The sequence below is a fragment of the Variovorax sp. W1I1 genome (assembly GCF_030815625.1).
GTDB lineage: Bacteria > Pseudomonadota > Gammaproteobacteria > Burkholderiales > Burkholderiaceae_C > Variovorax > Variovorax paradoxus_C.
Genome location: NZ_JAUSWZ010000001.1, coordinates 4,072,648 through 4,092,536, shown reverse-complemented (window position 1 = coordinate 4,092,536; position 19,889 = coordinate 4,072,648). Strand labels below are relative to the sequence as shown.

The 19,889-nt window shown below is 64.0% G+C and carries 19 protein-coding genes; 2 read left to right on the top strand and 17 right to left on the bottom strand.

Annotated elements, in window-relative coordinates; genetic code table 11:
- Positions 1–29: 29 nt before the first annotated feature.
- A complete protein-coding gene (locus tag QFZ83_RS19215) occupies positions 30–359 on the bottom strand; it encodes a helix-turn-helix transcriptional regulator (RefSeq protein ID WP_307509115.1) in 330 nt (109 codons plus the stop codon).
- Positions 360–514: 155 nt separating this feature from the next.
- On the opposite strand from QFZ83_RS19215, the gene QFZ83_RS19210 reads away from it, so the two are divergent.
- A complete protein-coding gene (locus tag QFZ83_RS19210) occupies positions 515–1,243 on the top strand; it encodes an alpha/beta fold hydrolase (RefSeq protein ID WP_307509112.1) in 729 nt (242 codons plus the stop codon).
- A gap of 45 nt (positions 1,244–1,288) precedes the next feature.
- On the opposite strand, the gene QFZ83_RS19205 is transcribed toward QFZ83_RS19210, so the two are convergent.
- From QFZ83_RS19205 to QFZ83_RS19145, 13 genes are all read right to left on the bottom strand, one after another.
- Positions 1,289–1,858, bottom strand: a complete 570-nt coding sequence (locus tag QFZ83_RS19205) for a hypothetical protein (protein ID WP_307509109.1) — start codon at positions 1,856–1,858, stop codon at positions 1,289–1,291.
- A complete protein-coding gene (locus tag QFZ83_RS19200; RefSeq protein WP_307509106.1) occupies positions 1,845–4,007 on the bottom strand; it encodes a hypothetical protein in 2,163 nt (720 codons plus the stop codon). The genes QFZ83_RS19205 and QFZ83_RS19200 overlap by 14 nt, the downstream gene beginning before the upstream one ends.
- A gap of 12 nt (positions 4,008–4,019) precedes the next feature.
- Positions 4,020–6,416 (bottom strand): type VI secretion system Vgr family protein, encoded by a 2,397-nt coding sequence (locus QFZ83_RS19195; protein ID WP_307509104.1) that lies wholly within the window; start codon positions 6,414–6,416, stop codon positions 4,020–4,022.
- Positions 6,417–6,725: 309 nt separating this feature from the next.
- Positions 6,726–7,346: a 3'-5' exonuclease gene (locus QFZ83_RS19190; protein ID WP_307509100.1), complete on the bottom strand. Its 621-nt coding sequence runs from the start codon at positions 7,344–7,346 to the stop codon at positions 6,726–6,728.
- Positions 7,343–7,783 carry a TfoX/Sxy family protein gene (locus QFZ83_RS19185; protein WP_307509099.1) on the bottom strand — a complete coding sequence of 147 codons (441 nt, stop codon included), beginning with the start codon at positions 7,781–7,783 and terminating at the stop codon, positions 7,343–7,345. The genes QFZ83_RS19190 and QFZ83_RS19185 overlap by 4 nt, the downstream gene beginning before the upstream one ends.
- Positions 7,780–8,169 carry a VOC family protein gene (locus tag QFZ83_RS19180; protein ID WP_306877688.1) on the bottom strand — a complete coding sequence of 130 codons (390 nt, stop codon included), beginning with the start codon at positions 8,167–8,169 and terminating at the stop codon, positions 7,780–7,782. Before QFZ83_RS19180 ends, QFZ83_RS19185 begins: the two co-directional genes overlap by 4 nt.
- 24 nt (positions 8,170–8,193) lie before the next feature.
- The gene (locus QFZ83_RS19175; RefSeq protein ID WP_307509096.1) at positions 8,194–8,688 is read right to left on the bottom strand and encodes a GNAT family N-acetyltransferase; all 495 of its coding nucleotides are present in this window, start codon (positions 8,686–8,688) and stop codon (positions 8,194–8,196) included.
- Between the two features lie 46 nt (positions 8,689–8,734).
- Positions 8,735–9,613, bottom strand: a complete 879-nt coding sequence (fghA, locus tag QFZ83_RS19170; RefSeq protein WP_306877686.1) for an S-formylglutathione hydrolase — start codon at positions 9,611–9,613, stop codon at positions 8,735–8,737.
- A complete protein-coding gene (locus QFZ83_RS19165; protein WP_307509093.1) occupies positions 9,610–10,530 on the bottom strand; it encodes an alpha/beta fold hydrolase in 921 nt (306 codons plus the stop codon). The genes fghA and QFZ83_RS19165 overlap by 4 nt, the downstream gene beginning before the upstream one ends.
- Positions 10,531–10,549: 19 nt before the next feature.
- Positions 10,550–11,656 (bottom strand): S-(hydroxymethyl)glutathione dehydrogenase/class III alcohol dehydrogenase, encoded by a 1,107-nt coding sequence (locus tag QFZ83_RS19160; RefSeq protein ID WP_307509091.1) that lies wholly within the window; start codon positions 11,654–11,656, stop codon positions 10,550–10,552.
- Between the two features lie 61 nt (positions 11,657–11,717).
- Positions 11,718–12,368: a glutathione S-transferase family protein gene (locus QFZ83_RS19155; RefSeq protein WP_307509088.1), complete on the bottom strand. Its 651-nt coding sequence runs from the start codon at positions 12,366–12,368 to the stop codon at positions 11,718–11,720.
- Entirely contained in the window at positions 12,365–13,228 is an 864-nt protein-coding gene (locus tag QFZ83_RS19150; protein WP_307509087.1) for an aromatic ring-hydroxylating dioxygenase subunit alpha, read from the bottom strand. Before QFZ83_RS19150 ends, QFZ83_RS19155 begins: the two co-directional genes overlap by 4 nt.
- 10 nt (positions 13,229–13,238) lie before the next feature.
- Positions 13,239–13,925 carry a Rieske 2Fe-2S domain-containing protein gene (locus tag QFZ83_RS19145; RefSeq protein WP_307509084.1) on the bottom strand — a complete coding sequence of 229 codons (687 nt, stop codon included), beginning with the start codon at positions 13,923–13,925 and terminating at the stop codon, positions 13,239–13,241.
- A gap of 70 nt (positions 13,926–13,995) precedes the next feature.
- Here QFZ83_RS19145 and aroQ point away from each other — a divergent pair, with 70 nt between their 5' ends.
- Positions 13,996–14,436, top strand: a complete 441-nt coding sequence (aroQ, locus tag QFZ83_RS19140) for a type II 3-dehydroquinate dehydratase (protein WP_307509081.1) — start codon at positions 13,996–13,998, stop codon at positions 14,434–14,436.
- Between the two features lie 10 nt (positions 14,437–14,446).
- Here the strand turns inward: aroQ and QFZ83_RS19135 are convergent, their stop codons facing one another.
- The 3 genes from QFZ83_RS19135 to QFZ83_RS19125 all read right to left on the bottom strand — a co-directional run bounded on the left by QFZ83_RS19135 (position 14,447) and on the right by QFZ83_RS19125 (position 19,322).
- Positions 14,447–15,997, bottom strand: coding sequence for a SpoVR family protein (locus QFZ83_RS19135; RefSeq protein ID WP_013540328.1), 1,551 nt, complete (start codon positions 15,995–15,997; stop codon positions 14,447–14,449).
- A gap of 61 nt (positions 15,998–16,058) precedes the next feature.
- Complete coding sequence (locus tag QFZ83_RS19130) at positions 16,059–17,351, bottom strand: YeaH/YhbH family protein (RefSeq protein WP_307509076.1); 1,293 nt, start codon at positions 17,349–17,351, stop codon at positions 16,059–16,061.
- Positions 17,352–17,399: 48 nt separating this feature from the next.
- On the bottom strand, positions 17,400–19,322 hold the full coding sequence (locus QFZ83_RS19125; RefSeq protein WP_307509074.1) for a PrkA family serine protein kinase: 1,923 nt from the start codon (positions 19,320–19,322) through the stop codon (positions 17,400–17,402).
- Between the last annotated feature and the right edge of the window lie 567 nt (positions 19,323–19,889).

Sequence of the window (19,889 nt, the reverse complement as noted above, 5' to 3'; positions counted from 1 at the left end):
ACCGGAAGGCCAGTGCCGCGAGCGTCGTTTCAGCAATCGCAGGCCGCGGCCTTGCTGCCGTCGACCGCGCAGGCCTCGCCTTCGCAGCAGTTCTCGCTGAGGTAACCCAGCAGGGCATTCATCCGGTCGAACGATGCGCGGTAGATGAGGTTGCGGCCCTGTCGCTCCTGCGAGATCAGGCTCGCGTGCACCAGCTCCTTGAGGTGGAAGGACAGGCCCGTGGCGGAAACCTCCAGCGCCTCGGTCAGCGCGCTGGGGGTAAGGCCCGCGGGGCCGGCCACCACGAGCGCGCGGAATACCCGCAGGCGAATGGGCTGGGCGAGGGCAGCCAGCGATCGGACGACGTCGTTTTCTTCCATTATTCAAGTATCTTTGAATTATTGAATGACGGCAACCCTGCAGCCCTGCGCGTGACATGAATCGGCCATTGCGCTGGCGCGGATCGGCCATCCATGGCGCATGCGCGTTCCTACAGTCGCGTTGCCTCACACCCCCAACCAAGAAGGAGACACCCATGCCCGACACCTACGTTCTCGTCCACGGCGCTTGGCACACCGGCGCCGAAATCGAAGCCGTGGCCGATCACATGCGCAAAGCCGGCCACACGGTGCATTGCCCGACGCTTGCAGGCAACCGGCCGGGCGACGACCGCGCGACGACCAACCTCGAAGACGCGATCGCCTCGGCCGTGCGCTACATCGAGGAGAAAGATCTGACCGAGGTGCGCCTGGCAGGCCACAGCTACGGCGGCATGGTGATCTCGGGCGTGGCCGACCGCATCGCGCAGCGGCTGAAGCGGCTGGTCTACATCAACGCCTTCGTGCCGCTCGATGGCGAATCGCTCAACGACATGGTGCCGCCGCATTACGTGGCGATGTTCGATGCCATCGCCGGCGCGAACGGCAATGCCGTGACCTTGCCGTTCGAGGTCTGGCGCGAGGCGTTCATCAACGATGCCGACCTCGCGCTTGCGCAGGCCGCCTACGACAAGCTGAACCCGCACGCGTACCGCACCTTCACCGACAAGATCAGCCTGAAGCAGCCGCTCGCGGCCCTTGCGCTCGGCAAGTCCTACGTCAATTGCCAGCAGGACATCGCACTGCCGCACAGCCTGCCATGGCATCCGCGCCTGTCGGAGCGGCTGGGGCTTTTCAGGCTGGTGGAGTGCCCCGGCAGCCACGAGATGTTCTTCTCTAATCCCGCGCGGCTCGCGCAGGCGATCCTGGAGGCGGGGCGGGACTGAGACGCTTGCTCACCGGCAGTCCTTGGATAGCCAGACTTGCGTGTATCAAGGCCCGGGCAGTGCTTGTACAGCGTCCAATGTTTTCAAGAAACGGGCTCGTTCCTCAAGTGGAAAGCACTCCGCAACGATCTTCGTTGCATGCGTCGTCGAGTGAACGGCGGTTGCGCATTCCAGGGGGAATCCTTGCTCCGAGCCTTGAGCGCCGTACTCAATTTGCTCATACGCAATCACCCAGTGTTTATATCTGCGCGCCTTTGGCGTCGGATATCGCTTGGCTATCTGGTCAACAAATGGGGGGTGAAGCAAGCTGGTTTGCACTTGGACGACGTGAGGCCCGACCCTGATCCCAGCGACTGTGGTGACGGATTCGGCTTTCTTTCCGAGTGCAATCGCCACCTCGCGCCGGTCGAGCTCGCTGGCGTAAGGAGAAGCTGGCTTCGGACCTGAGTAATGCTCGACCGTGACCGAACGAGCAATTTCGCAAGTAGTCCGACTAAGCCCGTCGATCAAAATAGCAGGGGGAGCTGAGCACGCCGGAAGATGCGAATCGGCAAGGGTTGCGCGCGTCACAAGAACGAGTGAAAAGCAAAGCAATACCTTGTCAAACTGCATCATTCAAACGACTCCAAATGCTGGTGAATGCAGCTTGCCGTTCGGCTCCATGCAGAGGGACTCTGTTCGCACTGCCGCGATTGACAACCCCACCTACGCGCGTAACGTTTCGCGGTGCGACGCCCGCATCTGCTTCAGCGTTTGCACGTTCTCTCCCCCAGTAGAAACCAGATGCGTCACAAGCATTCAAATCATCTGAGGCTAGCGATAGAGGGTTCGGGTCGGTAGTGAAATTGCGACCGCGAAAAGTGCTGTAGCTTGTGTAGTTGCGTCGCCCGGTAATCTGCAGAAATCCTCGCCCCCGGAATCTAGGGCCATCTCCTGCCTGCCCACCCGTTGCCGAGCTTGCCAATCCGTTATCCATGCCTTGGGCCTTGATTACAACGACACCAGGTCTGCGCGCTGCGTACGCTTGCTCACTCTCCCCGCTCTGGACAAGATTGAAGCGTTGGGCGATTCCAGATCGATAGCCCGCCGCCGCTTCCGAGACGGTAATTACCTCGTACATGGTCCGAAAATGCCTGTCATTGCCGAGTTCTTCTCGAAACTGCCACCATCCAGTCTCATGACCTACTTGTGCGAGAAAGTGTGCTGTTCGTTGGCGACTGCTCGCCGCACGGTATTTGCGCAGCATCTCATTCATGGGGACGCGTAATGCGGCTGCACGAGTCCTCCCCGCAGGTGGCGCGGCACTGAGCGCTATTGAAAGCTCTGCCTTGCTCAACCACCCACACATCCTGAAGTGCTTGATGAATTCCCTTGGGTGGAAGTGCCAGTGCTTGATCGTCAAACGGCTCTTGTCTTCGGCAGGCAGTTCTTCCCAGAAGCAAAGCTTCTGCGCGAAGTCCGTCATTTCCGTGAAGTCGGTTTCGTCTTCCAGCGGATACGGCATAGAAGGATTGCCGGTCTCCCTCGTCCACGCCCAGCGCTTGCGCACCTCATCCTTTGCCCATTCGGTCGGAAACTTGCAAACGGTCTTGGCCAATTTCTCCTGCACGTCGGTTTTGCACAGGTTTCGCATGCGATCGGCCGCCTTCTGCGCTGTTGTGAGGGCCGTCGTGGCGCCGGGTTGAGGCGGCGAGGTCAGCATCGCGTTGATCGCGGCTGAGTCGCAGCGGCTGTTGTCGTCGGTAACGTCGTCGTCGATTAGCTTCCAGCCTGCCCAATGTGGGAAATCGGCGTCGCTGAATTTCCTGGTGTTGGCGGCATTCAGATTGACCCAGACGCCGCCTGGCTGGCCCGGCACGACGACCTTGCGCCAGTGGGATGCATTTGCGGGAAGCGGGTCGATGCCCAGATTGCGACCGAAGCGCAGCAGCTCATACCAACCACTGGGGCTGCTGATGAGTTGGTCGGCCGCGCTCAGGCGGCCATGACGCGTGATTGCTTCGGTGTAAAGGTTGTATTCGGCACCGGTCTCTTGGGGTGCCGTGCCGACGATGTCACCGTTGAGCTTGTAAGTGGTGAGCGTGGCGCTCCCCGCTTCATACCGAATGCCAACGATCAAGTCGTCGTTGCCAGTGTCCCCCGCGGCCGCGGGAGCGGTAACGCCGACTGGCTGAGCGCTGTAGCACGGGCTCTTGGCGGGCACCAGCACATACATCTGGCCGTAAACCGCGTCCGAGCGACCGTTGCTGCCAGTTGCCAATTCGCCTGTGCTGCGGCCGACGAGCTTGAGGGTATCGACGTCGCCCGCGATGATTTCCAGATGAATGCGGTCGCTCTCACCGTGGATGGTGCCGGCCAGTCCGAGCCTGTCCTTGCGATAGATGGCCCTGCCGACGGCGGGCAGATCGCGATCCAGTTGCCGGAGGTGTTGGGTGATGGAGTAGTAGGTGACAGCGACGGGCGTGGTGCCTTGTGCGCCGATCTCGGTCACATGGCGGATCACCACGCAACCGGTTGAGTGGTCCTCGTTGTCGTAGCGCGCGTTACCCGCGTCGCGCCTGAAAACCACGGTGCCGTCAGCGATGGCGCGCACGGGCTCCATGTTGGTTGGCGCGCGGATGTGAAGCCCTCCGTGCCAGCCCATGGCCTGACTGATGGGGTACGCGCCACTGCCAACGATGCCACCAGGCATGACGTCCTTGACGCACTGCCCGTCGTAAACGGGGACGTCGCTTAGCGAGAGAAAAGGAGGGCTGATGATCATGTGCGTCTGGCTTCAGACAGAAAAAGGAAACTTGCCGTGCTTCTTCGGCAGCACTTGGGGTGAGTCGAAGGAAGTAATCGGAACTGGCAGCCTGTCAGGCCCTGCAAAGCTGTGCGTAGCGGCATGCTCGAGCCACACACCTTGAGTGCCATGCACGATGCCCGAGGCATTCCAGCGCGTGTAGCTGCTGCCCCCGTTGATCACGATCTCTTCCTTGGCGGTGATGCTGATCCTGTTGGCCTCAAGCTTGATATCGAGCTTGGCCATGAGCTTGATGCTGTCCTGCAGCGCCACGATGTCGATGCCGGCCGTGGCCGCCGTCAGGCGAATGGCCTTGTAGGCAAACAAGCGCACCGCGTCCTTGACGCTGGCCAACAGGCTCTTGCCTGCGCTGATGCTGGTGTGCCCGCCGCTGCTCAGCGCGGTGTGCTCAATGCTCGCAATGTGCGTCGTCGTGCCGGCAGTGCTGTGAATGCCTGCCGGGCTGGCAAGCACCAGATGTGGCTCGGCGAGTTCCGGAAACGCTCCTCCCTGCCTGTCGCCGCCCTTGCCCTTGATCGCGTCGTTGTGTTCCTTCAGAACCCTCGTGACGGCATCCTGATCGCCCGATTTGTGCGCTTTGGCCTGTTGCGCTATCTCGCTCATCCTCTCGTGCAGATCGCGCGCCTGCGTGAGCCTGACGATGGTCTCGCCCATGTCTGTGATGTGTGCCTGCGCGTTGGGCCTGGCCTCGGTGGTGACCAGCAAGCCCATGGCGGCGCGGACGGCGCCATGGCCGTCGGTGCGTAGCTCGACCCCTTGGCCCCGGTCGTCCTTCCGGCCCGCCGTGTCTTCGATGCGCCCGATGTGTCCGAGACTCAAACTGCTGCTCAGGTGATCGCTCTTGAGTTGCGCCTGAATCTTGCCGGGATGGTCGTCCAGTTCCAGGTGGTTGCCTCGTGCACCCAGGCCGCTGCCATCTGCGCTCAGCTCGCGGCTGCGAAATCCCGAGAGGTTCTTCTGCCCGGGCAGTTGCCTCGGCGGCATGTTCAGGCGGTTGTAGACGCGGCCGGTGACGACGGGTCGGTCGGGGTCGCCGTTCTCGAAGTCGACGATGACCTCTTGGCCGATGCGAGGCACGTGCATGCCGCCGAACTGGGAGCCGGCCCAAGGGGAGGCCACGCGGATCCAGCAGGACGCGTTCTCGTCCTTGGTGCAGTAGCGGTTCCAGTGGAAGCTGACCTTGATGCGGCCGTACTCGTCGGTCCAGATTTCCTGGCCGCTCGGGCCGGTGACGATAGCTGTTTGCGGCCCCGTGGTGCTGGGCTTGGGCTGGGTCTGCGGTGAGCGAAAGATCTTGTTGGCGGGTTGAACCTCGAAGGCGGTGTGGCAGACGTAGTCTTCCTGGCCGCTGGCATGCCCGCTTTCGTGCAGGTGCAGGGTACTGGCGATGACCAGATATTCCTGGTTCGCCGCATCCTGCGGATAGTTGACCAGCGAGAAGGTGCATCCCGTCACCACGGCCCGCAGGTTGCCGCTTCCCCGCCCGCGGCTGCCGGGTGCACCGATTGCCTCCATGCACGTGCGCGCCAGGTCCTGGCCTTCGTCCGGGTCGCTGTAGTCGCCCGGCCACTTGTAGATCTCCTGCGTGCTGTTGCCCGTATTGCGCGGCATCCGGGAGGTCTGCTGGAGCCGGGCGCGCGGCTTGGTGAAATCGAAGTCGTCGGTCACCCACTGGCCCGATTCGAGGTTTTCGATGCTGCAGAAGTTGTCGCAATATTCCTCGTCGATCTTGTGCCCGGGCGGGTCGTAGCGAATGGTGTGATAGGCCTTGCTCTCGAATTTCATGTGCGCGCCGGCATCGTCTACCAGCACGAGCTTGTGGGCACCCTCCTTGTGTTCGAAGAAATAGTAGATGCCGAACTCCTGCATCAGCCGCGTGATGAACTCGAAGTCGGTCTCGCCGTACTGGACCTGGAACACCCGCTGGGGATAGCGATGGGTCACTCGCTTTTCAGTGAGGAAGTTGTAGTCCGCAAGGACCTCTTCGATGATCTCCAACGGCGTCTTGTTCTGGAAGATCCTGTAGTCGCTGGTACGTGTAGCCAGCACCAGCCACGGCCGCAGAGTGATTTCGTAGATGCCTCGGCGGTTTTCGTGTTGCACGAACCGGGCGCTGGTCACCAGGCCGTTGATCTCCCGCGTACCGGCGCCCATGCGGACCGCAAAGCCCTTGCCGTCCAGTTCGATGCAGATGCCGAACTCCTTGCCGATCAGTTGCTTGACCGGAATATTGGCGGTTATGTATTCGGTGAGCGCCGGGCTGTCCGGGGTCTGCAGGCGGACGGTGTATTCGAAGAGTTCACCCAACGCCTCGCGACCGTCGAGTGATTTGAATTCCAACGCAGGGCTGCCCAGCAGATTGGGCATGGCGGGGCTGCCAACGGAGATGGTTCGCGAGACAGTGAAGATGGAAGAGGGCACGCACAGACCTTGACGAGTGATCGTTCAAAAAGTCTGAGGCCTGTATGCACAGCACCTTTGCAAACAATGGTCGCCCGACGGCAATCACCGAACAAACCCAAAAAGAGTGCGGAGTAGTTTGCAGACTCCGCTGTGCTGCGAACTGGTGATCGACGCTGCAAAGAGCGGAGCAGAGGGCACAACCCGCGCTGTAGGTTGCAGTCGCCTAACAGGCTACCGCGGTAGCGACCAGTTTCCCCTCCATCAGCGGAAGGGTCAGCCGCCGGCGAAGAGCGCGTCGTACACGCGGATCGAAGCATAGGCATCGTTCGCCGCGTAGCGGATCTGCGATTCCGTCAGCTGCTTGTTGGCCCAGTTCGAGGTGGTCGCCTTGCGCGACTTCATGAAGCGGCGGTCGAACACCAGCGCCACCGCCGTCTTCACGCCCACCGACTTGCGGTAGCCGCGGCGGCGGAATTCGTTGTCGATGTCGTACACCGCGCCCGGCTCGATGTTCAGGCGGTTGCGGATCAGCGTGAGATCGGTCGAGAGGCCGAAGCCGACCTTCTTCAATTCGGTCGAGGCGATCAGCGCGGCGACCACCGGGTTGCATTCGGTGCGGTGCAACTGGAACAGCCAGGCCCTGTCGCGCGTGGAGAACTGCACCACGTGCGGTCCGCCCGAGACCTCGTTCTTCGCGAAGGTGGGCTTGGATTCGGTGTCGAAGCCGGCGACGCCGGCGGCCAGCAAGGTGGCGGCTGCGTGCCCGGCCTCCTGCAGCGTGGTGACGACGACGATATCCTTCAGGTCCAGGCCCTCGAAGGGCTCGAGCAGGAGGATCTGCTCGCGTTCGGGGAGGGGCTGCAATGACGAGGAGGAGGAGGTGTCGTCGCTCACCGAGGGGCTGCTTTCTTGGTCTTCACTGGGGCTTTCTTTGCGGGTGTCTTTTTTGTGGTCGCCTTCTTCGCGGTGGTTTTCTTCGCTGCGGCCTTGGGCTTTGGCTGCTTCGGAGGCTGACCCGAACGCAAGGCGGCTTCGTACGCGAGGCGGCCCCAGCGCGCGGCTTCTTCACGGTCTTCGAAGAAGTCGGCCGGGGCTTGCCGGTATGACATCGGCATCTCCTTGCCTTGCCGCACATAGGTGAAGGGCGGCAGATTCAGCCGGTCGAAATGCTCGGCGCTGCCGGCATCGGACTTGAGGTACAGCGTGTCCTTGAAAACAAGCGCGATCATGCGGCCCTCGTGCCACACGCCGTGGCCGCCGAACATGCGGCGCGTCTGGATGCGGCCGAGGCGCTCGAAGACCTCGTGCAGGCTCTGGACGAAATCGCTCATGCGGTGATCTCGATGCGGTTGCCATCCGGGTCGAGCACCACGCTCTCGTAGTAGCCATCGCCGGTGCGGCGCGGGCCGTCGAGCAGCGGATAGCCGTCGGCCTTCAGCCGTTGCGTGAGCGCATCGACCGCGGCATCGGAGCCCACGCTGATGGCCAAGTGCGTCCAGCCCATGCGCTGCGCGCCGGCCTCGGCGGCGACGGGCGAGAGCGTGCTGGTCGTCATCGCCTCGATGCGCGCGCCATCGCCCAGGCTCAGGAAGCACGAGGCGAAACCCTTGGCCGGATTCACATAACCCGCGCCGGCCGTCGCGCCGAAGTAATCGACATAGAAGCGCTTGCAGCGTTCGAGATCGGTGGTCCAGAGTGCGATGTGATCGATGCGCATGACACATGAAGAAGGTGAGGCCGCTCAGTCAATCCGCCACGGCGGCCGGGAGGGCGACCAATGGTAGGCGATGCGTTCGCGTCCGCTGGTCGGATGCCGGTCGACCGTGCCGCGCACGAGGCCGTAGCGTTCGTAGAAGCGCTGCGCGGCGGTGTTGGTGGTGGCCACATGGAGCCGCCATCCCGTCGGTATGCGCACGCAAGCTTCATCGAGTAGCGCCTGCCCGAGGCCCTGGTTGCGCAGGTGCGGCTCGACGAAGAGCTGCGCCACGTACTCGCGCCGCTCCAGCAGCACCATGAACGCGAGCACTTGGCCGTCGCGCTCCGCGAGCACCACTTCGGCCGGCGGCACGAATTCGGTCTGCACGCGCTTGAGCCAGTGCGAGATCGGTTCGGTGAAGGCGGCGTTGCGGTTGGCCGAGATCCATGCGCGCCGCCAGATGCCGGCCAGCACGATGCTCTCTTCGGCGGTGCCATCGCGCGACCGCAGGTGGAAGGCGGGGATTTGGGCGGCGGACATGCGTTTCATGATACGGCGCGTGCACGCCGCAGTCGATTGGGACTCGCTAAGCGTGCAGCGATTGCGCGTGGTGCGCGATGTGGTCGGCCATGAAGCTCTGGATGAAGTAGTAGCCGTGGTCGTAGCCCGCGTGCCGGCGCAGCGTGAGCGGCTGCCCGGCGGCGAAGCAGGCCGCCTCGAACACCTCCGGATGCAACTGCTCGGCGAGGAACTTGTCGGCCAGCCCCTGGTCGATGAGGATCCCTTGAGGGTAGGGCGCGACGGTCTGCGAGCGCATGAGCGCGCTCGCGTCGTGTGCGAGCCACTGCGCGCGGTCGACGCCGGGTGCGCCGAGATATCCGTCGAACGCCTTCTCACCCCACGGGCACTGCGTGGGCGCGCAGATCGGTGCAAACGCCGAGAGCGACTTGAATCGCCCCGGATGCCGCAGTGCCAGCGTGAGCGCGCCATGGCCGCCCATCGAGTGGCCGAAGATGCCGATGCGTTGCCCGTCGATCGCGAAGTGCTGCGCGACCAGCGGCAGCAGCTCGTGGACGATCCAGCTCTCCATGCGCCAGTGCGTGGCCCAGGGCTCGCGCGTGGCGTCGAGGTAGAAACCGGCGCCGATGCCGAAGTCCCAGTCGTCCTTCGCGCCGGGCACGCACTCGGCGGCGGGGCCGCGCGGGCTGGTGTCGGGTGCGATCAGCGCAAGGCCCAGGCTCGCGGCCATGCGCTGCGCGCCGGCCTTGATGGCGAAGGTCTCCTCGTTGCAGGTGAGGCCCGCGAGGTACAGCAGCGCCGGCACCGGCCCGTTCGCAGCCTGCGGCGGCAGGTAGACCGAGAAGCGCATCGGCAGCCCGATCTCTTGCGAGGCGTGTTCGTGAAAGCTCTGCACGCCGCCGAAGCAGGGGTGTTCCGAAAGGGTCTTGGGGGTGTGATCGGTCATGTCTTTTCGTTGCGCAGTGCGGGCACCAGTTCGAGCACCGCATCGGCGAAGGTGCGCGGCGCTTCCTGCGGAAGGTTGTGGCCCGCGCCGGGCACGAGGCGGTGCGAGCGCGGACCGCCGAAGCGGTGCGCATGGGCCGATGCATCGGCCGGCGGCCGCACGCCGTCGTCGATGCCGTCGAAGGTGATGGCCGGCACGGTGATCGCGGGCTGCGCGGCGAGGCGACGTTCGATGTCCGCATACGCCGGGTCGCCGGGCACGAGGCCGAAGCGGTGGCGGTACGAGTGGATCACCACGTCGATGAAGTCCGGATGGTCGAAGGCGGCGGCGCTGCGCTCGAAGGTGGCGTCGTCGAACTGCCATGTCGGCGACCACAGTTTCCACAGCAGCTTCGCGATCGCCTTGCGGTCTTTCGTGAGCCCGGCACGGCCGCGTTCGCTGTGAAAGTAGTACTGATACCAGAGGCTGTATTCGTTCTCGGGCGTGTCAGGCTCCATCGCCTTCGCGATGTTCTGGATGTTGTAGCTGTTGAGCGAGACGAGGCCCGCGCAGCGCTCGGGCCACAGCGCCGCGACCACGCAGGCGGCGCGGCCGCCCCAGTCGTAGCCGGCGAGCACCGCGCGGTCGATCTTCAGCGCGTCGAGCAGCGCGAGCAGGTCGGCGCCGAACGCCGCCTGTTCGCCTGAACGCGGCGTGGCGTCGCTCAGGAAGCGCGTGCCGCCGTAACCGCGCATGTACGGCACGATGACGCGGCAGCCCTGGTCGGCGAGCATCGGCGCGACTTCGGCGTAGGTGTGGATGTCGTACGGAAAGCCGTGCATCAGCAGCACGGGCGGCCCGTCCGCGGGGCCGGCTTCGTGGTACGCGACTTCGAGGACGCCCGCCTCGATCTTGTGGAGGGGCTCCATGCGGTTCATGGCGAACGCCTCCTGTCGATCAGTAAAGAACCACGCCGCGAATCGACTCGCCGCGCTTCATCAGGTCGAAGCCCTTGTTGATGTCTTCGAGCGGCATGGTGTGCGTGATCAGGTCGTCGATGTTGATCTTGCCTTCCATGTACCAGTCCACGATCTTCGGCACGTCGGTGCGGCCGCGTGCGCCGCCGAAGGCCGAGCCTTCCCATTTGCGGCCGGTGACCAGCTGGAACGGCCGCGTGCTGATTTCCGCGCCCGCTTCGGCCACGCCGATGATGATGCTGCGGCCCCAGCCCTTGTGCGTGCATTCGAGCGCCTGGCGCATCACCTTGGTGTTGCCGATGCACTCGAAGCTGTAGTCGGCGCCGCCATCGGTCAGCTGCACGATGGCATCGACGACGTTTTCAGTGTCCTTGGGATTGATGAAATGCGTCATGCCGAACTTGCGGGCCATGGCTTCGCGCTCGGGGTTCAGGTCGACACCGATGATCTTGTCGGCGCCCACCATCTTGGCGCCCTGGATCACGTTGAGGCCGATGCCGCCGAGGCCGAACACCACCACGTTGGCGCCGGCTTCCACCTTCGCCGTGAAGATCACCGCGCCGATGCCGGTGGTCACGCCGCAGCCGATGTAGCAGACCTTGTCGAAGGGCGCGTCCTCGCGGATCTTGGCGAGCGAGATTTCAGGCGCGACCGTGTAGTTGCTGAAGGTCGAGGTGCCCATGTAGTGCGCGATCGGCTTGCCGTCGAGGCTGAAGCGCGAGGTGCCGTCGGGCATCAGGCCCTTGCCCTGCGTGCCGCGGATCAGCTGGCAGAGGTTGGTCTTGCGCGAGAGGCAGAACTTGCAGTGGCGGCACTCGGGCGTGTAGAGCGGGATGACGTGGTCGCCCTTTTTCAGCGTCGTGACGCCGGGGCCCACGTCGACCACGATGCCCGCGCCTTCATGGCCCAGGATCGCGGGGAAGATGCCTTCGGGGTCGGCGCCCGAGAGCGTGTAGTAGTCGGTGTGGCAGATGCCGGTGGCCTTGATCTCGACCAGCACTTCGCCGAACTTCGGTCCGTCGAGGTCCACGGTTTCGATGGTGAGCGGGGCTCCGGATTTCCAGGCGACGGCGGCTTTGGTTTTCATGGCGGGTTCGGGGGAAAGAGGGAGAAAGAGGGGGGTGAGGGAGGCGAGGGCCCAAGAATACTCAGGCAGGGCCAGCAGGGAAGATACCCGACATCCCGATGAACCCAGGGAGGTGTCGGAAATCCCAGACCCAGTTCCGGAGGGCGGGAAACTCGTCGAGCGAGATGCCGCCTTCGCCCGCCAGTGCGACATACGGGAAGCAGGCGAGGTCGGCAATCGTCGGCTCGGGCGCCGCAGCCAGCCATCGCAGGCCCGCGCTGGCCTGTTCGGCGAGGTGGTCGTCCAGCACGCGGAACACGGCGCGCGCGCCGCTGCGGCAAGCGTCGATGTCCAGGTGGTGGTAGCCGAGCGCGTCGTGCAGCCGGGCGGCCGACGCGGTGCGGGTGATTTCGTCGGCCGTGGCGAGCCACATCGCGACCTGGCCGCGCAGCTTTGCGTCGTCCGGATACCAGCGGTGCTGCGCGTCGTGGCGGCTCGCGAGGTAGACCAGGATGGCCTGTGCGTCGCGCAGCACAAAGCCGTCGTCTTCGATCACCGGGAGCTGCCCGAGCGGGTTGACGTTCGCGAGGAACGCGGCCGACTTATGCGCGCGGCCCGGATGGAAATCGACCGGCACCGCTTCGTAGGCCACGCCAAGCCACGCCAGCATCTGGCGGACCTTGAAGCAGTTGCCCGAGAGCGGGTAGTCGTACAGCTTCAGCATCGTCGTCATGCAGCGGCCCTCGTGCCGAAGCGCATGCCGCGCTCGCGCAACCAGCGCCGGTAGGTGACCGAAGAGGTGTCGCCGCGCGTCGGCGTCTCGGCGCGGCCTTCGAGCGGCATGCGCTTGAAAGCGTGGTTCTCCAGGATCGGCTTGTCCTGCCCGAAGATCGTCTGCTGGAAGGCGATGAGTTCGGCGTCGGTCGATACCTCGTCGAAGCAGGCGAGCATCGTGTGCGCGATCACGTGCTCGTCGTCGATCGGCTGCAGGAAGAGGGCGATGGCGTCCTGCGCGCCGGGGCGTGCGCTCGACTTGTAGAGCATGGCCGACAAGGGCTGCATCACGCGGTACTTGTAAAGCACATCGGCGCCGCTGTCGTGCGCGGCCGAGGCGCGCGGCTGCCAGAAGCGGCAGTCGGTCGCCCAGATCTCGTTGGTGGCGGGGTCGATGTCCACCTGGTAGGGCGCCACCTCGGTGTGCGGCACCTTGCCGAGGTAGTCGGCGTGCACGAAGGGGAAGTGCGCCATGTCGAGGAAGTTCTCGATCACGCGCAGGCCTGAGACCGCAACGCCGATGCCGCCGCAATCGACGGTGCGGCGGCCGGGCTCGGTGTACTCGGGGAACGCGAAGAGCGGGCGTGCGGGGCGGCCGCTCGGGCAGACCCATAGGTAGCCGTAGCGCGATTGCACCGCCAGCGGCTGTGCGGCGAGGCGGCATTGCGGCGTGCCGTCGGCATCGGCCCAGAGCGCCAGCGTTTCGCCGAGCAGGCGGGTCGTGTACGGCCGTTGTTCGGAGGCGCCGGCGAGCGCGCTTGCGGGTCCAACGACGAGCCAGTCGTCGAGCATGTTGGGATCGTCGGTGACGAAGGGCAACGCGACTCCTTCAGCCTTGAGTTTCGATGGCGCTGCGCAGGTTGCGCGCGGCCGTGTGCAGGGTCTTCATCGCGTCGGACCCCGGAGGTGCCTCGGTCCACAGATGGACGAAAGTGAGTTGCGGCTGCGCGTCGAGCACGAGCGCAACAGATTGCACTTCTTCGAGCGCACCGCGAAATGCGCCCGGTGCCGCGTCGGCCGCAAAGCCCTGCTGTGCGAGGGCGTCACGCACGTCATGCGCGCCGGCACGCAGCGTCAGCGTGCGGCAGAAGTGCCAGCCGGCCGCTACGGCATCGGCCAGCGATGGCGGCGCAGCAGACGCGTCCTGCGCCACAAGATTGACCCACAACATGCCGGCCGCATCGACCGCGCCGAACACCTTGGCGCAGACGTTGCGCGGCGCCTGCATCGCCGGATGCGCCGGAATGCTCACGCACTGCCCGTTGCCCGCGGCGTACTGCCAGCCGTGGTACGCGCAGGCGAGGCGGTCTTCGATCACCTGGCCGAGCGTGAAGCGCACGCTGCGGTGCGGGCACCGGTTGTCCCAGGCCTGCGCCGTACCGTCGGCCGAACGCCAGAGCGCGAGCTCCTGGCCTTCCGCGAAGCCGGCGACGATGTTGGCGCCGGGGCGCAGATCGGCCGAACGGGCCACGGGGTGCCAACGAGGCATGTCGTGGGGAGCAGGGTCAGTGTTCATGGGGTGGATTTCGCAGGGCCGTCGGGCGACCATAATTGTCGTCTCCGCCTCGACCAGACCCCGATTCACCATGAAGAAAATCCTCGTTCTCAACGGCCCCAATCTCAACCTGCTCGGCACGCGCGAGCCCGAGCAATACGGACGCGACACGCTGGCCGATGTGGAGCAACTGTGCAAGGACACGGGCGCGAAGCTCGGCGTCGAGATCGAATGCCGCCAGTCGAACCACGAAGGCGTGCTGATCGACTGGATCCAGGAAGCGGGCCGCGAAGTGGCCGCGGGCGACATGCTCGGCGTGGTGATGAACCCCGGTGCCTACACCCACACATCGATCGCGCTGCACGATGCGATCAAGGGCGCGAGCGTGCCGCTGATCGAGCTGCACATCTCGAACGTGCATGCGCGGGAAGAGTTTCGCCACAAGTCGTACATCTCGCCCGCGGCGCGCGGGATCATCGTGGGGCTGGGGGTGAAGGGCTACCCGCTGGCGATTGCCGCGCTGGTTCCCTGACCCTGACCCGTTAGTACATCTGCTTGGGCGCCGTAGCCTTCCAGCTGCGGCTGATGCGCCCCGCACTGTCGATGCTTTCGAGGTGCACATCGAAACCCCAGAGCCGCGCAACGTGCTTGAGCACCTCTTCCGCTCCGTCGTGCAACGGAAGGTTGTTGCGCTGCGTGTGCCGCAGCGTCAGCGACCGGTCGCCGCGCGTGGCGACACTCCACACCTGGATGTCGGGCTCGCGGCTGCTGATGTCGTACTGGCGTGAGAGCGATTCGCGCAGCGACTGATAACCGCTGTCATCGTGGATGGCGGACACCTCGAGTTCGGCCTCGCTCTGGTAGTCGCGGATCGCGAACAGCCGGAAGTCGCGCATCGTCTTCGGGCTCAGGAACTGGCCGACGAAGCTCTCGTCCTTGAAGTTGCGCATCGCGTAGTCGAGCGTCTTGACCCAGTCAGTGCCCGCGAAGTCGGGGAACCAGCGGCGGTCTTCCTCGGTAGGCTTCTCGCAGATGCGCCGCAGGTCGGTGAACATCTTGAAGCCCAGCGCATACGGATTGATGCCGCTGTAGGCGCGGTGGCCCACCGGCGGCTGGAAGATCACGCCCGTGTGCGAGCTGAGCCATTCCATCATGAAGCCGTCGGCCAGCTGGCCGCGCTCGTACATGGTGTTGAGCAGCGTGTAGTGCCAGAAGGTGGCCCAGCCTTCGTTCATCACCTGCGTCTGGCGCTGCGGATAGAAGTACTGCGCGATCTTGCGCACGATGCGCACCACTTCGCGCTGCCAGGGTTCGAGCAGTGCCGCGTTCTTCTCGATGAAGTACAGCAGGTTCTCTTGCGGCTCCGAGGGAAAGCGTCGCGTGGCGTCGGACTCGGCCGCCTGCTCGGCGCGCTTGGGCAGCGTGCGCCAGAGGTCGTTCACCTGCTGCTGCATGTGGCGTTCGCGGTCGGCGCGCTGCGCGCTTTCTTGCGCCAACGACCGCTTCTGCGGCCGGCGATAGCGGTCGACGCCATAGTTCATCAGCGCATGGCACGAGTCGAGCAGTTCCTCGACCGCGTCGAGGCCGTGCCGCTCCTCGCATTCGGCGATGTAGTGGCGAGCGTAGACGAGGTAATCGATGATCGACGACGCATCGGTCCACATGCGGAACAGGTAGTTGCCCTTGAAGAAGCTGTTGTGACCGTAGGCCGCATGCGCAATCACCAGGGCCTGCATGGCCATGGTGTTTTCTTCCATCAGGTAGGCGATGCACGGGTCGGAGTTGATGACGATCTCGTACGCCAGGCCCATGTGGCCGCGCTTGTAGTTCTTCTCGGTCGCGATGAACTGTTTGCCGTACGACCAGTGGCGGTAGATCATCGGCATGCCCACGCTCGCGTAGGCATCCATCATCTGTTCGGCGGTGATCACTTCGAGCTGGTTGGGGTACACGTCCAGCCCGAAGCCCTTGGCGGTCTTGGCGATCTCGGTGTGGTACTGCTCGATCAGCTCGAAGGTCCAGTCCGAGGGGCTGGGTAGGCGCTCCAGCCTCAGGCCCGAGGGCGGGCGGTCAGTGGCGGCAGTGGTGTTCATTGGAGTACCTCCGTGCTTCGCACTGCGGTGCGAGCTTGCTTGGGGCGGCCCGGCGCGGCGCTCATGAGGTGACCCCTTCCTTCTTGAACAGGTCGCGGAACACAGGGTAGATGTCTTGCGCGTCAGCGACCTTGCGCATCGCGAAGTTGGGCTGCACGCCTTCGAGCTGCGCGTATTCCTGCCAGAGGTTCTGCTCGGTCTCGGCCACCTGCACGTAGGCGTAGTAGCGCACCACCGGCAGGATGTCGTTGACCAGCAGCTCGCGGCAGCGCCCGCTGTCTTGGTGCCAGTTGTCGCCGTCGCTGGCCTGTGCGCCGTAGACGTTCCATTCGCCGCTCGGATAGCGTGCCTTGATGATCTCGTCCATCAGCACCAGCGCGCTCGAGACTACGGTGCCGCCGGTTTCGGTCGCGTGGAAGAACTCTTCCTCGGTCACTTCCTGCGCCTGCGTGTGGTGGCGCAGGAAGACGAGGTCGATCTTCTCGTAGTGCCGCGTGAGGAACATGTACAGCAGCATGAAGAAGCGCTTGGCCATGTCCTTGCGCGCCTCGTCCATCGAGCCCGAGACGTCCATGAGGCAGAACATCACTGCCTTCGCGCTGGGCACCGGCGTCTTCACGCGGTTGCGGTAGCGCAGGTCGATCGGGTCGATGTAGGGCACGTGCCGCATCGTGCGGCGCAGCTCGGCGATGCGCGCTTCGGTTTCGCGGATCTCCGTCTGGATCAGCGCCGAGGCGGCCTGCGGATGCGCCTTCAGGTGTTCGAGATGCAGCTCCAGCCGCTTGAGCTCCTTGCGTGGTTCGCCGCCCAGCGCGATACGGCGCGCGAGCGCCCCGCGCATCGAGCGCACCACGTGCAGGTTGTTGGGCGAACCGTCGCTCGTGAAGCCGGCGCGGTGGCTCTTCCACTCGGGCACGTCGGCGATCTGCGTGCGGATGAGGTGCGGCAGCGCGAGGTCGTCGAAGAAGACGCGCATGAACTCCTCGCGCGTGAGGCGGAAGACGAAGTCGTCCTCGCCTTCGCCGCTGTCGCCCGCCTCGCCGCTCCCGGAACCGCCGCCGCCCTGGCCGTCGGGGCGTGCGATGCGGTCGCCCTTCAGGTACTCCTGGTTGCCCGGATGCACGTACTCGCGGTCGCCGCCGCGAGCGTGCCCGAACACCGGTTCGGACACGTCGTGGCGCGGCAGGGTCACGTCTTCGCCTTGCTCCAGTTCGCGGATGTTGCGGCCGCTCACGGCGCGCCGCACCGCCTCCTGGATCTGCCCCTTGTAGCGCCGAAGGAAGCGCTCGCGGTTGCCAATGGACTTGTTCTTGCCCGATAGCCGGCGGTCGATGATCTGCTGCAGGATGGCCACGATGGTGTCAAAGCTCCTTGCAAAGAAGAGAACGATTCAGGTGCGTCGTTATGAACTCTTGCGAACGCGCAGGTACCACTCGCACAAGAGGCGGACCTGCTTGGCGGTGTAGCCCTTCTCGACCATGCGGGTGACGAAGTCCTCATGCTTCTTCTGCTCGTCGGCGCTGCTCTTGGTGTTGAAGCTGATCACCGGCAGCAGCTCTTCGGTGTTGGAGAACATCTTCTTCTCGATCACCGCGCGCAGCTTCTCGTAGCTGGTCCACGCCGGGTTGCGCCCCGCGTTGCCCGCCCGTGCGCGCAGCACGAAGTTGACGATCTCGTTGCGGAAGTCCTTCGGGTTGCCGATGCCGGCGGGCCGCTCGATCTTCTCGAGCTCGGCGTTGAGCGAGGCGCGGTCGAACACTTCGCCGGTGTCCACGTCGCGGAACTCCTGGTCCTGGATCCAGTAGTCGGCGTAGGTCACGTAGCGGTCGAAGATGTTCTGGCCGTACTCGCTGTAACTCTCCAGGTACGCGGTCTGGATTTCCTTGCCGATGAACTCGGCATAGCGCGGCGCCAGCAGCTCCTTGATGTAGCTGATGTACTTCTGCTCGACCTCCGGCGGGAACTGCTCGCGCTCGATCTGCTGCTCGAGCACGTACATCAGGTGCACCGGGTTGGCGGCCACCTCGGAACTGTCGAAGTTGAAGACCTTGGAGATGATCTTGAAGGCGAAGCGCGTGGAGACGCCGCTCATGCCCTCGTCGACGCCCGCGTAGTCGCGGTACTCCTGGATCGACTTGGCCTTGGGGTCGGTGTCCTTGAGGTTCTCGCCGTCGTACACCTGCATCTTGCTGAAGGTGCTGGAGTTCTCGGGTTCCTTCAGGCGCGTGAGCACCGAGAGCTGCGCCATCATGCGCAAGGTGCCGGGGGCGCAAGGCGCTTGCGCCAGCGACGAGTTGCGAACCAGCTTCTCGTAGATCTTGATTTCTTCCGAGGCGCGCAGGCAGTAGGGCACCTTGACGATGTAGATCCGGTCGAGGAAAGCCTCGTTGTTCTTGTTGTTGCGGAAGGCCTTCCACTCGCTCTCGTTGCTGTGCGCGAGCACGATGCCGTCGAACGGGATGGCGCCGAAGCCCTCGGTGCCCTTGAAGTTGCTCTCCTGCGTGGCCGTTAGCAGCGGGTGCAGCACCTTGATGGGCGCCTTGAACATTTCCACGAACTCCAAGAGGCCCTGGTTGGCCAGGCAGAGGCCCCCGGAGTAGGCGTAGGCGTCGGGGTCGTCCTGGGCGTAGGTCTCCAGCTTGCGGATGTCGACCTTGCCGACCAGCGAGGAGATGTCCTGGTTGTTCTCGTCGCCCGGTTCGGTCTTGGCGACCGCGATCTGCCGGAGCACCGAGGGGAAGCGCTTGACCACCTTGAACTGGCGGATGTCGCCGCCGTATTCCTCCAGGCGCTTGACGGCCCAGGGGGAAAGAATTCGATTCAGGTAACGGCGCGGGATGCCGTATTCCTTTTCAAGGATCTCGCCGTCTTCGAGCGTATCGAAGAGGCCGAGGGGCGATTCGTTCACCGGCGAACCATGGATTGCATAGAAGGGCACGTGCTCCATGAGCTGCTTCAGCCGCTCCGCGATCGAGCTCTTGCCGCCGCCGACCGGCCCGAGCAAGTAAAGGATTTGCTTCTTTTCCTCCAGCCCCTGCGCGGCGTGGCGGAAATAGGACACCACCTGTTCGATGGCGTCCTCCATGCCATAGAACTCCTTGAACGCCGGATAGATCTTGATGACCTTGTTGGCGAAGATGCGGGAAAGCCGGGGGTCGTTGCGGGTATCGACCAGCTCGGGCTCGCCGATGGCCTTGAGCATTCGCTCGGAGGCGGTGGCGTAAGCGGTGGGATCGCGCTTGCAGATATCGAGGTATTCCTGCAGGGAGATCACCTCCTCGCGGGTGCGCTCGTAGCGGGCGGCAAAGTTGCTGATCACATCCATGGTCACGCCTCCATCAGGTCAGTGGGGCTTTTGGCCCCGGAGCCTGCAGCAAAGGCAATGCGCGCATTTAAAGGTGCCCGCCCCCGCTGCATGCGGTGAAAAACTCCCTACAACATTCTGCTAACAATCAGGATAAAGCAAACATTCAAAGCGGCAAATGTTTTATTTATTGGGGACCCCGCTCCTGAGTAAAGTTCCAAAAAAATACAAACTAGTTTTCAAAATCTCAGATAAATTAAAAGGCTCGCTTGCGCAATTCTCTCCGGGTGAAATACCTATATCGAACGGCATTGGTGTTTTCCCGAGAACACAACGCCTATTGAGCGCAGTAGCTCAATAAAAAATGTGCCCTCCTGCAATAACGCGCGATCTGTCGTTTGGTTTATTGCACATCCGAAAATTATCTAAAAGCAATCCTCGCGCCACTTTTTCATGAGCGGCTGGCGCATGCCGGCGTGGGAAAGCAGCGCAGTGCCCGGTCGGTGCGTACCGTCACGGTGCGGCGGGCACCGGCTCTGTGCTCTACGGCGCTTGCAAGGGTCTGGATGCACCGGCTTGATGAAGCGC

Excerpts from the sequence above, each read along its gene's own strand:
- QFZ83_RS19215 (WP_307509115.1), bottom strand. The coding sequence starts at position 359 with ATGGAAGAAAACGACGTCGTCCGATCGCTGGCTGCCCTCGCCCAGCCC.
- QFZ83_RS19210 (WP_307509112.1), top strand. The coding sequence starts at position 515 with ATGCCCGACACCTACGTTCTCGTCCACGGCGCTTGGCACACCGGCGCC.
- QFZ83_RS19205 (WP_307509109.1), bottom strand. The coding sequence starts at position 1,858 with ATGATGCAGTTTGACAAGGTATTGCTTTGCTTTTCACTCGTTCTTGTG.
- QFZ83_RS19200 (WP_307509106.1), bottom strand. The coding sequence starts at position 4,007 with ATGATCATCAGCCCTCCTTTTCTCTCGCTAAGCGACGTCCCCGTTTAC.
- QFZ83_RS19195 (WP_307509104.1), bottom strand. The coding sequence starts at position 6,416 with ATGCCCAATCTGCTGGGCAGCCCTGCGTTGGAATTCAAATCACTCGAC.
- QFZ83_RS19185 (WP_307509099.1), bottom strand. The coding sequence starts at position 7,783 with ATGAGCGATTTCGTCCAGAGCCTGCACGAGGTCTTCGAGCGCCTCGGC.
- QFZ83_RS19180 (WP_306877688.1), bottom strand. The coding sequence starts at position 8,169 with ATGCGCATCGATCACATCGCACTCTGGACCACCGATCTCGAACGCTGC.
- QFZ83_RS19175 (WP_307509096.1), bottom strand. The coding sequence starts at position 8,688 with ATGTCCGCCGCCCAAATCCCCGCCTTCCACCTGCGGTCGCGCGATGGC.
- fghA (WP_306877686.1), bottom strand. The coding sequence starts at position 9,613 with ATGACCGATCACACCCCCAAGACCCTTTCGGAACACCCCTGCTTCGGC.
- QFZ83_RS19165 (WP_307509093.1), bottom strand. The coding sequence starts at position 10,530 with ATGAACCGCATGGAGCCCCTCCACAAGATCGAGGCGGGCGTCCTCGAA.
- QFZ83_RS19160 (WP_307509091.1), bottom strand. The coding sequence starts at position 11,656 with ATGAAAACCAAAGCCGCCGTCGCCTGGAAATCCGGAGCCCCGCTCACC.
- QFZ83_RS19155 (WP_307509088.1), bottom strand. The coding sequence starts at position 12,368 with ATGACGACGATGCTGAAGCTGTACGACTACCCGCTCTCGGGCAACTGC.
- QFZ83_RS19145 (WP_307509084.1), bottom strand. The coding sequence starts at position 13,925 with ATGAACACTGACCCTGCTCCCCACGACATGCCTCGTTGGCACCCCGTG.
- aroQ (WP_307509081.1), top strand. The coding sequence starts at position 13,996 with ATGAAGAAAATCCTCGTTCTCAACGGCCCCAATCTCAACCTGCTCGGC.
- QFZ83_RS19135 (WP_013540328.1), bottom strand. The coding sequence starts at position 15,997 with ATGAACACCACTGCCGCCACTGACCGCCCGCCCTCGGGCCTGAGGCTG.
- QFZ83_RS19125 (WP_307509074.1), bottom strand. The coding sequence starts at position 19,322 with ATGGATGTGATCAGCAACTTTGCCGCCCGCTACGAGCGCACCCGCGAG.